At 38.7% G+C, this 11,342-nt stretch carries 13 protein-coding genes and 1 pseudogene; 8 read left to right on the top strand and 6 right to left on the bottom strand.

The genetic code is table 11. The annotated features are described in order from the left end of the window. Both BAZSYMA_RS07245 and nudE read right to left on the bottom strand, forming a co-directional pair. Positions 1 to 378, bottom strand: a 378-nt coding sequence (locus BAZSYMA_RS07245; protein WP_420912282.1) for a leucyl/phenylalanyl-tRNA--protein transferase, incomplete at its 3' end; no start/stop codon positions are given. Between the two features lie 35 nt (positions 379 to 413). After that, positions 414 to 959, bottom strand: a complete 546-nt coding sequence (nudE, locus tag BAZSYMA_RS07240) for an ADP compounds hydrolase NudE (protein WP_090717214.1) — start codon at positions 957 to 959, stop codon at positions 414 to 416. A gap of 66 nt (positions 960 to 1,025) precedes the next feature. On the opposite strand from nudE, the gene BAZSYMA_RS07235 reads away from it, so the two are divergent. Next, positions 1,026 to 1,982 (top strand): MBL fold metallo-hydrolase, encoded by a 957-nt coding sequence (locus tag BAZSYMA_RS07235; protein WP_237731659.1) that lies wholly within the window; start codon positions 1,026 to 1,028, stop codon positions 1,980 to 1,982. A 92-nt stretch (positions 1,983 to 2,074) separates the two neighbouring features. Here the strand turns inward: BAZSYMA_RS07235 and BAZSYMA_RS07230 are convergent, their stop codons facing one another. The 4 genes and pseudogenes from BAZSYMA_RS07230 to BAZSYMA_RS07215 form a co-directional block, all read right to left on the bottom strand. Then, positions 2,075 to 2,314, bottom strand: coding sequence for a glutaredoxin family protein (locus BAZSYMA_RS07230; RefSeq protein ID WP_090717203.1), 240 nt, complete (start codon positions 2,312 to 2,314; stop codon positions 2,075 to 2,077). Continuing rightward, on the bottom strand, positions 2,311 to 3,378 hold the full coding sequence (leuB, locus tag BAZSYMA_RS07225) for a 3-isopropylmalate dehydrogenase (protein ID WP_090717200.1): 1,068 nt from the start codon (positions 3,376 to 3,378) through the stop codon (positions 2,311 to 2,313). Before leuB ends, BAZSYMA_RS07230 begins: the two co-directional genes overlap by 4 nt. 112 nt (positions 3,379 to 3,490) lie before the next feature. Further along, positions 3,491 to 3,655 carry a rubredoxin gene (locus tag BAZSYMA_RS07220; protein WP_090717197.1) on the bottom strand — a complete coding sequence of 55 codons (165 nt, stop codon included), beginning with the start codon at positions 3,653 to 3,655 and terminating at the stop codon, positions 3,491 to 3,493. Positions 3,656 to 3,711: 56 nt separating this feature from the next. Next, positions 3,712 to 4,310: pseudogene (locus BAZSYMA_RS07215) on the bottom strand (peroxiredoxin). A 109-nt stretch (positions 4,311 to 4,419) separates the two neighbouring features. Here BAZSYMA_RS07215 and cysS point away from each other — a divergent pair. From cysS to BAZSYMA_RS07180, 7 genes are all read left to right on the top strand, one after another. Next, positions 4,420 to 5,835 carry a cysteine--tRNA ligase gene (gene cysS / locus BAZSYMA_RS07210; protein ID WP_090717194.1) on the top strand — a complete coding sequence of 472 codons (1,416 nt, stop codon included), beginning with the start codon at positions 4,420 to 4,422 and terminating at the stop codon, positions 5,833 to 5,835. Next, entirely contained in the window at positions 5,810 to 6,508 is a 699-nt protein-coding gene (yrfG, locus tag BAZSYMA_RS07205; RefSeq protein ID WP_090717191.1) for a GMP/IMP nucleotidase, read from the top strand. Before cysS ends, yrfG begins: the two co-directional genes overlap by 26 nt. A gap of 125 nt (positions 6,509 to 6,633) precedes the next feature. Further along, positions 6,634 to 7,302: an NYN domain-containing protein gene (locus BAZSYMA_RS07200; protein WP_090717188.1), complete on the top strand. Its 669-nt coding sequence runs from the start codon at positions 6,634 to 6,636 to the stop codon at positions 7,300 to 7,302. 1 nt (position 7,303) lies between these two features. Next, on the top strand, positions 7,304 to 7,780 hold the full coding sequence (locus tag BAZSYMA_RS07195; RefSeq protein ID WP_090717186.1) for a metallophosphoesterase family protein: 477 nt from the start codon (positions 7,304 to 7,306) through the stop codon (positions 7,778 to 7,780). 71 nt (positions 7,781 to 7,851) lie between these two features. After that, complete coding sequence (locus tag BAZSYMA_RS07190; protein ID WP_090717185.1) at positions 7,852 to 9,096, top strand: 6-phosphofructokinase; 1,245 nt, start codon at positions 7,852 to 7,854, stop codon at positions 9,094 to 9,096. An 83-nt stretch (positions 9,097 to 9,179) separates the two neighbouring features. Further along, positions 9,180 to 9,671: a hypothetical protein gene (locus BAZSYMA_RS07185; protein WP_090717182.1), complete on the top strand. Its 492-nt coding sequence runs from the start codon at positions 9,180 to 9,182 to the stop codon at positions 9,669 to 9,671. Positions 9,672 to 9,743: 72 nt separating this feature from the next. Beyond that, positions 9,744 to 10,904: an acetate and sugar kinases/Hsc70/actin family protein gene (locus BAZSYMA_RS07180; protein WP_090717179.1), complete on the top strand. Its 1,161-nt coding sequence runs from the start codon at positions 9,744 to 9,746 to the stop codon at positions 10,902 to 10,904. Positions 10,905 to 11,342: the final 438 nt, after the last annotated feature.

Genomic DNA, 11,342 nt, shown 5'->3' with positions numbered 1-11,342 from the left:
ACGCACCATATTTTCATCAATCCAAGTGCTGTCTTGGTCTTTGCGCTTAATACTTTTACAATGATAAATAACACTGTCAAAATCGTTGTTGATTTTGATTTCAAATTGCTTTGAATGTAGCACTTTATCTAAACTTTTAGAAATATGCAATGCCTCAGGCGTAATAACCATGCGTGGGTTTGGTGAGTACCACAGTACAGGTTCATTTTCCCCATACCAAGGGAAAATTCCCTGTTGGTAAGCGTTAATTAATCGCTTAGATGACAAATCATCACCAATAGCAATCAAGCCATTTGGCTCGTCTAATGCTAAATCAATATCAGGGAAAGGCGCACCCTGAGAAGTAAGAAAAAATTCCTCAGGAATAACAAGATTCATATGTAATTACCTAGCAAATGTTTCGTTTTATACACTTACTGGTTTTTAATGATTTCTTTTGCCATGTAAAGTGCTGCAATGGTTCTGGCTTCGGTTAAATCTTGGTTATACACCAACTGTTCTAAATCAGACAATTTGTGTTTGACCACTTCTAATGGCTCAGGCTCATCACCTTGTGCACTGTCTTCATATAAATCCTGTGCCAAAATAACATGAGTAAAGTTTGACTGATAGCCTGGCGCCAAAGTCATGGTTTTCACAAACGAAAGCTGTCTTGCACCATAACCAATTTCTTCAATTAACTCTCTGTTAGCAGCCTCAATCGGAGATTCGCCTGCATCAATTTTACCTTTGGTCAATGCTAACTCATATCTGTGGGTACCGCCAGAATATTCGTAAATCATCAACACTGTATCATCATCTAGCATTGGAATTACCAACACAGCGCCTTCTCCAGATGGCTTTAGACGTTCGTATTGTCGCTTCTCTCCATTGGAGAACTCAATATCCATTGATTGAATATTGAAAAATTTTGTTGTGGCAATGTTTACTACATTGAACATCTTAGGTTTTTGTCGCATGCGCATATTATGCCACTTAGAATTTGAATGGGCGATATAATGCAATCTATTTTTGAGAATAAAACAATGAAAAAACTACTATTAATATTAACTGCCGTATTTTTAGTGACTACCGTCATCTGGTTATCACAGAGTTCAGAAAAGTATAGATTTGACAAAATCGCTGATAATGTTTATGTTATACATGGTCCACTTGACGAGCCTAATCCAGAAAATCGTGGATTTATGAACAACCCTGGGCTAATCGTTGGCAAAAGTGGCGCAGTCATTGTTGATCCAGGGGGTACTTATCAAGTTGGAAGGATGGTACTTAAAAAAGTCAAAGTAATTACTGATAAGCCAATTGTTGCTGTTTTTAACACCCATGTCCATGGCGACCACTGGCTCGGCAATCAGGCAATTATTGAACAATATCCTAAGGTCAAAATCTACGCCCATCCCAATATGATTGAGCAAGCCAAATCTGGTGAAGGTGAACGCTGGGTAAAGTTAATGCATGATTTAACCAAGGGCACATCTGATGGCACAAAACCTACTTATCCAACTAAGGCTAGCACACACTTGAAAGTCGTTAATGCAGGCGGTGAGGCTTTTAAAATTCACCATAATATTACTGGGGTAGCACATACCAATACCGACATTATGGTTGAGCATATCAAGAGTAAAACTTTATTTATGGGTGACAATGGCTTACTACACAGACACGGACGATTTGACAACACCTCTGATATGCACGGCAATATCAAAGTATTAGAGTATGCAATTAATTTAGACTTAGATTATTATGTTCCTGGCCACGGCCCAACTGGCAATGCAAAAAGCACCGTACAACCCTTCTTAAGTTATTTACGCATCGTGCGTGACGAAGTCAAAAAAGGTTATGCAAAAGACTTGGCCGACTATGAAATCAAGCCACTTGCTGATAAAAAATTAACACCTTATCATGATTGGCACGGCTACAAAAGCAACATGGGCAAACATATTGGAAAAATGCTTAGCGAGATTGAAAACTTAGACGAATAATTTTTAAAATTACCTTAAATCCTGATTTTTATCAAAACCAAAGCGTATAACAAATGACTGCTTTAAAAGTTTCTAATGAAAAACGGAGCTTATCAGTCAAAAAATCCGTCCATATGTAACTCAGTAAGGTCGCTAAAACCCCCAATGTGTTTGTCGTCAATCACAATTTGTGGCACCATTCTAGCGCCACTGGTTACCTCAGAAAACTCCGCCATTAAGGCACGATCCTCATCAATCATTTTTTGTTCAAAGGGCAGATTCCATTTGTTCAATAGGGCTTTAGTTTTGACGCAAATCGGACAAGTATGAGTGGAATAAACTACGATTTTCATAAAGCCTCTACGACTAAATCACCCATCTTATCAGTGCCAACAACCGTATCACTCTCAGAGGCGATATCTTGTGTGCGATAGCCTTTATCCAATACAGTATTAACTGCTGCCTCAATTTTTTCTGCCAATGTTACTTGATTAAGTGAATATCTGAGCATCATTGCTACTGACAAAATAGTTGCCAATGGGTTTGCTAAATCTTGCCCTGCAATATCAGGCGCACTACCGTGAATAGGCTCGTACATACCAAAACCCTCTTTATTTAGCGAAGCCGATGGTAGCATACCAATTGAACCTGTGAGCATTGCTGCGCAATCGCTCAACACATCACCAAATAAATTACTGGTTACCATCACATCAAATTGCTTAGGGGCTTTAACGAGTTGCATAGCAGCATTGTCTACATACATATGCGAAAGCTCCACATCTGGGTAATCTTTTGCTACCTCAATCATAGTTTCTCGCCAAAGCTCACACACTTCTAACACATTAGCCTTATCTACTGAACAAACACGCTTATTGCGAAGTTGTGCAATTTTAAATGCTGAATGCCCAATCCTCTCAATTTCAGATTTAAAATAAGTTGCCGTATTAAAGCCGTATTTTTCACCATCACGCACTTCAACGCCACGCGGTTGTCCAAAATAAATGCCAGCCACCAACTCACGCACAATCATCAAGTCTAAGCCAGAGACAACCTCCTCCTTAAGCGTTGAGGCACTAGCAAGTTGTGGATATAAAATCGCAGGACGCAAGTTAGAGAACAAATCCAACTCAACACGCAAACCCAAAAGTCCTCGTTCTGGACGCAAGTCGCGCTCTAATTTCTCCCACTGATAACCACCTACTGCGCCCAACAAAATGCTGTCGCACTCATGTGCTGCATCAAGCGTGGCTTGTGGCAAAGGTGAAGCGGTTTCATCATATGCACTACCACCCACCAGACCATGCACCAATGCCATGTTAAGCTCGTGATTCTCATTTAAATAATCAATAACTTTCAACGCCTGCGCAACAATTTCTTGTCCGATACCATCACCTGGCAATATAAGTACTTTTGACATTTGCTCTTCTTGATTTTTAAAATTAACTGGTATTTTACTAAATAGGACTGCGAGAAATATTTTTTATTAAAGCCTTTACATAAATAAAGGCAATCAGCAAAATGACGCTTTTTTAGATTTCCACCATTTCAAACTGATCTTTCGTCACACCACAATCAGGACACACCCAATCTTCAGGTATATCTTCCCATTTTGTACCTAGTGCAATACCCTCTTTCTCTGAGCCTTTGGCTTCATCATAGATCCAGCCACAAATCATACATTTATAAGTTTTCATTTTTTCTCCGTAAAAAAAGGGAGCGCTAACCACTCCCTTGTTGTAAAACAATTTATTTATAGTTTGTCAGCATTCTTAGCCAAGTATTGTGCCACGCCTTCTGGTGTGCCTTTCATGCCTTCATCACCCTTGTTCCAGCCTGCAGGACAAACTTCACCATGTGTAGTGTGGAAATCAAGAGCATCAACCATGCGCAACATGTCATCAACATTACGACCCAGTGGCAAATCATTCACTACTTGATGACGCACATCGAAATTCTCATCAATTAAAAATGATGCACGAAGTGCCACACCTGCTGGATGAACAATACCATATGCTTCCATAATTGAATGGTTCACATCAGCAACTAAAGGAAAATCAATCTTGCCCAATCCACCATCTTTAGGTGCTGTGTTTCTCCATGCATTGTGGGTAAATTGTGAATCAATTGAAACACCAACGACTTCAACACCTTTTTCTGCAAACTGAGCCACACGGTGATGGTGTGCCAAAATCTCTGATGGACAAACAAAAGTAAAGTCCAACGGATAAAAAACAACATAATTTTCTTGCCTTTCAGACTAGAAAGTGTAAAGTTGTCTACGATTGAACCATCTGCTAATACCGCTGCAGAAGTAAAGTCTGGTGCTTGTTGTGTTACTAAAACGCTCATAATTTTCTCCAAAATAATAATATAAAACCATTCAATTATACAATCGTAAGCATCTTTAAATCATATAAAAAATAAGGGCTTGCCTGAAATACTAAGTAAAATACCGCTTATGCTTAAAATCTACAACACGCTTAGCAAACAAAAAGAGGAGTTTAAACCCATCAACCCAGAAAAGGTCGGAATGTATGTCTGCGGAATGACAGTATATGACTATTGCCATATGGGTCATGCTCGTGTCTTGGTAATGTTTGATGTGATTGTCCGTCATTTGCGTCGTCATTTTCCTCAAGTGGAATATGTGCGTAATATTACCGATATTGATGACAAAATCATAAAGCGTGCTGTTGAAAACAAGGAAGATATTTACTCACTAACCAACCGATTCATTAATGCCATGCACGAGGATGAGCGCGCACTCAGCATCTTACCTCCTGATATTGAGCCGCGTGCAACCGATGCCATTGACCAAATGTTTTATATGATTAAGTCTTTAATTGAAAAAGGCATTGCCTATCAAGGCAAAAATGGCGATGTGTATTACTCGGTACGCAAATTTAAGAATTACGGCAAACTGAGTGGCAAAAACCTTGATGAGCTTGAAGCAGGTGCTAGAGTTGATGTGGAAACAAGCAAACAAGACCCGCTAGATTTTGTGCTATGGAAAATGGCAAAGCCTAACGAGCCAAGTTGGCAATCACCTTGGGGTGATGGTCGCCCAGGTTGGCATATTGAGTGTTCCGCAATGTCATGCACCCATCTTGGCAAACATTTTGATATTCATGGTGGCGGTATGGACTTAGCCTTTCCACATCATGAAAATGAAATTGCACAATCTGAGGGCGCTAACGATTGTACTTTTGTCAATACTTGGATGCATGTGGGGTTTGTAAATATCAATAACGAAAAAATGAGCAAATCGCTGAATAATTTTTTCACCATTCGTGGCGTATTAGAAAATTACGATGGCGAGACCTTGCGCTACTTTATTATGAGCTCGCATTATCGTAGCCCGCTTAATTTCTCTGATGAAAACTTAGACAACGCCAAGGCATCTCTAACACGCCTATACACTGCCACACGCGGATTAAGCGCCTCAGAAGCAGCAACAGAAGAAGTCTCTCAGCGTTTTGATTATGAAGCGCGATTCACAGCAGCGTTAGATGATGACTTTAATACACCAATTGCACTCAGTATTTTGTTTGAGCTCGCCAAAGTCGTCAACGCCAAGCGTGAAAAAGATAGCGACCAAGCAAATGCCTTAGGTCAACTACTGAAAAAATTGGGTGGCTATATTGGCATTCTGCAAATGGATGCTGATACCTTTTTAAAACACACCCCTCAAGGAAACACTGAAAAGAGGGGAGTGGACTTGTCCGATACGCAAATTGATGCAAAAATTGAGAAGCGCAATGAGGCTAGAAACAACAAAGACTTCAACCTATCCGACCAAATTAGAGATGAGTTAGCTGAATTGGGAATTATTTTAGAAGACAATAAAAATGGCACAAACTGGCGTTGCAACTAACTTGAGGAAGACCTTGCCTTCCTCAAAGATAGATTGGGGAGATATTGACACCATCTTACTAGATATGGATGGCACGCTATTAGACCTACATTTTGACCTACATTTTTGGATGGAATATATGCCTTTGGTATTTGCCAATAAACACAATATAACCTTTGATGAAGCCAAAGACAAACTCTATCCAATTCTACGCGCAGAAGAAGGCAAACTACATTGGTATTGTCTGGATTATTGGCAAGAAAAACTACAATTAGACATTGCTCAACTCAAAGAAGATGTGGCACATTTAATACAAATCCACCCCTTTGTATTGGAGTTTTTGGCGCAAGCCAAGACGCATAAAAAGCGTATTTATTTGGTGACTAATGCACATCGAAAAACATTGAAACTAAAAATGCGTGTAACTAATTTAGAGGCTTATTTTGACGGTATTATCTCTTCTCACGATTATAATATTGCCAAAGAAAAACAAGAATTTTGGCAACAATTAGAAAACGAAATTAAATTTGATAAAGCAAAAAGCATCTTTTTTGATGACTCACCCTCTGTCTTAAAATCTGCCAAGCAATATGGCATTGGCACAGTCATTGCTATCAGTAAACCTAGCTCTAAAGTAAACGCCAAAGAAATTGAAGGCTTTATCAATATTGAAACTTTTGAGCATATCATATAAAGAATGGTTGACATTAATTAATAAGTTAGTATAATTACCTCCATACATAGCCCAAAGCAGAAAAGCGAAACCACTAAATAGGAGTTTCGCCAGACCTTTGGGTTTTTTTTATTGAGAATAAAATAATTATGAGAAATGTTGCTATTCTAGTTGATGGTGGTTTTTATCTAAAACTCTGTAAAGAAAAATCAGACGCTAAAAAAGTTGTTAAAGGTTTAACAACACATTGTTTAAAACATATATGTAACCCGTCTAAAAGTGATGATAAATACATAACAGAACCAGAAAGACTGTATCGAATATTTTTCTACGACTGCCCTCCCATTACCAAAAAATTACACCATCCAATAACAAGAAAAGCTGTTGATTTAAAAAAATCAACAACTGCATTGTTCAGGCAAGATCTACACAACCAATTAAGAAACACTAGAAATTTCGCATTAAGATTAGGTTTTCTTGATGAAAAAAATGCACGCTGGACGCTAAAAGATCCAGAACTATCTAAAAACTTAATATCAGGAAGAATCACACATACTGATGTTATTGAAAGTGATGTAATTTATCACGCTCAACAAAAATCTGTTGATATGAAAATTGGCTTAGACATTGCCTCTATGGCATACAAAAAACAAGTCAATAAAATAATTTTAATCTCTGGCGATAGTGATTTTGTTCCTGCGGCAAAATTGGCAAGACGAGAAGGCATTGAATTTATATTAGACTCTATGAATACAACCATCAAACCTGATTTGCAAGAGCACATTGATGATTTGAATACAGCACTACCTAAATAAAGTGGCACTTAAAATAGGTATCCTATCAGATTCTCATGGCTGGATTCACCCCGATATTATCAGCTTAATGAACACCTGTGACCAAATCGTTCATGCGGGCGATATCATTGAAGAGCAAACACTCAGTGTGCTCACTCAGCCACTCACTGCTGTTCGGGGTAATAATGATAAACACATTAAACTAAAAGACATTGAAACCCTGTCGCTACCAGGCGGGAAAATAGTCATAGAACATGGTCAAGAACATGGTTGGCAAACACCGTCACACAAATCCTTACGCCAGACTCATCCCAATGCTAGAGCCATTATTTATGGACACACGCATAAACAAGTGATTGACACAGAATCTAGCCCTTGGATAATTAACCCGGGTGCATCAGGTGCGGTGCGTAATGGCGGTAGCTCTAAATGTTTAGTGTTAAGCATTAATAGTTCACAAAACTGGGAATTCACGCCACATATTTTTGAATCAATATGAGACCTTTTTTACATACGAAATTACCGTAGCAATGTATAATTAGTGGTTTTATAAGTCAAAAGGAACTAACAATGAAAAATGCTTTTTATGCACAATCTGGTGGTGTAACAGCCGTAATTAATGCGTCTGCTTGTGGTGTGATTGAAACAGCACGCAAACACTCAGATAAAATCGGCACGGTTTATGCAGGCCAAAATGGCATTATCGGTGCCTTAACTGAAAATCTAATTGACACTTCTAAAGAATCTGATGCTGACATTTCAGCACTCAAACACACACCTTCTGGTGGCTTTGGCTCTTGTCGTTACAAAATGAAATCTTTAGAAGACAACAAGGCAGAATACGAAAGATTGATTGAAGTATTTAAAGCGCATGATATCGGTTATTTCTTCTACAATGGTGGTGGCGATTCGGCAGATACTTGTTTGAAAGTTTCTCAATTGTCTGAGTCTATGGGTTACCCAATCCAAGCCATTCATGTACCAAAAACAGTTGACAACGATTTACCAGTAACAGACAACTGCCCAGGGTTTGGCTCAGTAGCAAAATACATTGCTGTTTCTACCATGGAGGCAAGTTTTGATGTGGCTTCTATGTGTGCCACTTCTACTAAAATTTTCGTATTAGAAGTTATGGGCAGACATGCGGGCTGGATTGCAGCAGCAGGTGGCTTAGTTGATGATTCAATTCCTGTGGTAATCTTGTTCCCAGAAGTAGATTTTGATGAGAAAAAATTCTTAGCCAAAGTAGATGCCAATGTTAAAGAATTTGGTTATTGCACCGTTGTGGTTTCTGAAGGCACAAAATGGGCAGACGGTCGTTTTCTTGCCGAACAAGGCACTCGCGATGACTTCGGTCACGCACAACTCGGTGGTGCAGCGCCTGTAGTTGCCAACTTAATTAAAGACGCATTAGGACATAAATACCATTGGGCAGTAGCAGACTACTTGCAGCGTGCAGCACGCCACTTGTCTTCCAAATCTGATGTTGAACAAGCTTATGCGCTAGGTGAAGCAGCGGTAAACTTGGCAATGGAAGGCAAAAACTCCGTAATGCCTGCAGTCATTAGAACCTCAAACAACCCATACACTTGGGAGATCGGCATGGGTGAGTTAAAAGACATTGCCAATGTTGAGAAGATGATGCCGATGGATTATATTTCTGACGATGGATTTGGCATTACTGATGCGTGTCGTGAATATTTACAACCGCTTATCGAAGGCGAAGACTACCCACCATACAAAAATGGCTTGCCAGATTATGTGGTCATGAAAAAAGAGATGGTGGAAAAGAAGTTACCTTCATTTGAAGTTTAAGATTTATCTAAGAGGTTGTTATACATTATTACAAACTATTTAGTTTAGGATTTATTGTAGCCTTACTATCCTCTTGTGGTACTTTGCCCGAACGGGTAGAGTCTGATGATATTCCAAGTTGGTGCCAAGAAGAGGAGGAAGATGTTTCTTTAATACCTTATTTAATACTTGGGATTTCTACTATTGTGCAAATTTCTGATGCCTTAGCAGATGAAAGCTTTTATGCTTGCGGTATTGCCACAGGTTCTGAAGTGGGCGCAACTAGAACAAAGGCATTAAAAAATGCTAAAGATCAAATTTACAGCCAATTGGTTGGTAGAATACTATCTAAAGTAAAACGCCATGAATTGGTTGACAACTATCAAACACAAATTCATAACAATGCTTTTGGTTATAAAACTGTTGAGTTTGAATCAATTGATATTAAGTCTGGCTATACAATGTTTTTATTAATCGAAACAAAAGGTGAAGATTTGTTTGGCACAATTGAAGCGCTAAGAAACAAAGACACTATACAACAATATGAAGCATACAAAAAAGAACACGATAATGCCGGTTATTTTGATAACGATTAGGCTTGATTTAGGTTTAAGGGGGTTTATGTTGCGTAAGTGACATAAACCTTTTTTTATTAAGGAGTAAGAACCATGCCAATTGGTCCAAGAGAAATTAGCGTTCCTTTTCGCCCCATCCCACTAGATGTGCCCGAAGGAATGAAGCCGAATGAGTTTTTTAACTCGCCTGAGAATTTGGCAGATTTGTCCAATAATAATGGCTTGTTAGCCAATGATGAGGATTTGTTATTTTATAGAAAGGCGCTGGGGCATTCAAATGAGTTTGATTGCTCTATTATCTACAATACCTCGCAAAAAATTCTGAACCCGCTGGGCAGACCCGTTAGACGCACGCAAGTGCCTGATAATGTGAAAAATGTTTGGAATCGAATGAACCAAATTATTATCAGTTTTATGTTGGAGCAATACCCAGACCCAGAAACACACTTGGTGTTGGCAGGTGAAGCCTCATTGGATTCTACTTGGCCGATTACTTCCTCTGGTGTGCCGAGCATTAGAATGTTGCACAACCACTTTATTGTATTTGACAAGCAACAACTCAAAGAAGCAAAAATAACAGATACCAACAACCCTAACTTAACCGATGGCGGGCAACACTCTTTATTTGCTACCTATATGCAAGAAGTGTATGTGGAATTTTTATCCTCATTAGATTTAAAAATACTCAAACCAATGTCTGGCGACTCTTCCAGTCTGTCACTCACAGGTTATCCACAAGGGCTAACACGCTGGGAAATACAAGGGGGTATTGACAGTTTAAAGCGCATTGAATTTTGGCATGAATACGATCAGATTCTCAAGGGTTTTTTAGATTTTTATCGCACTTTTTTTGCACAAGTGTCTAGCCGAAATTCAGGCGTGCCAAAAAACGCTTATTTTCCACAAGAAATTGAAAAAATACTGCTGTTTAACAATGGATTTTTATCTGCCGCCAAGAAAGTGCGTGACAAATGCCTTAATAATGCCAAATATGCCTCAGATATTCGTTGGCAACCTGCATTTAAACAACTTATCTACCGTGATGACCAAGACAGATTAATTGTCACTATTTCGCAAAATTCTATCGGCAATGCAATTACTGAATTATTAGGTGTGGTGGTCAAACGCACACCCAATGCCGAAGGTTATGAGCAGTCTGAACCTGCATTAATTGAAAAATTACTCAAAGTACGATCAAGACTGATTGAAGCAGATTTGGGTTACGGGATAAAAACTAAATATTGGGATAAATAATATTCTTCCCATCTAAGCGCCGTTCAAGACTTAGGTTTGCGTCTGTTTTATTGGCAAAAAGCCGATGTTATCATTTAATTAACACCGAAGTTCCAAAAAAAGTTTTATCAGGATAACGCCCCTAACTTAACAAAAGCCTTTTAGGCTTAAGTTAGGGCTTTACCCCAAACCCCATCATTCAGTCAAAAAATAGTGTCGTTTTTAATAAAAAACAAGGCTATAATTGATCAAGTCGGTGTCTAGTCAAGTGGGTGAACCGTATCCTGACCCTTGATTTTTCTACACACAAACCAGAAGTAAAAAATCACACCAATACACATAATACAAAAAGAGACCTTTGCATAGCCCAACCAAAAAACCACCAACCTGATAATACCATTTTCAAAAATAAACTAAACTAATTCTATCCATTCTCTACTACACAATTTCTTAACAAAA

The organism is Bathymodiolus azoricus thioautotrophic gill symbiont, from assembly GCF_001298715.1.
Taxonomy (GTDB): Bacteria; Pseudomonadota; Gammaproteobacteria; order PS1; family Pseudothioglobaceae; genus Thiodubiliella.
This window is presented reverse-complemented; position numbering and strand designations above follow the sequence as displayed.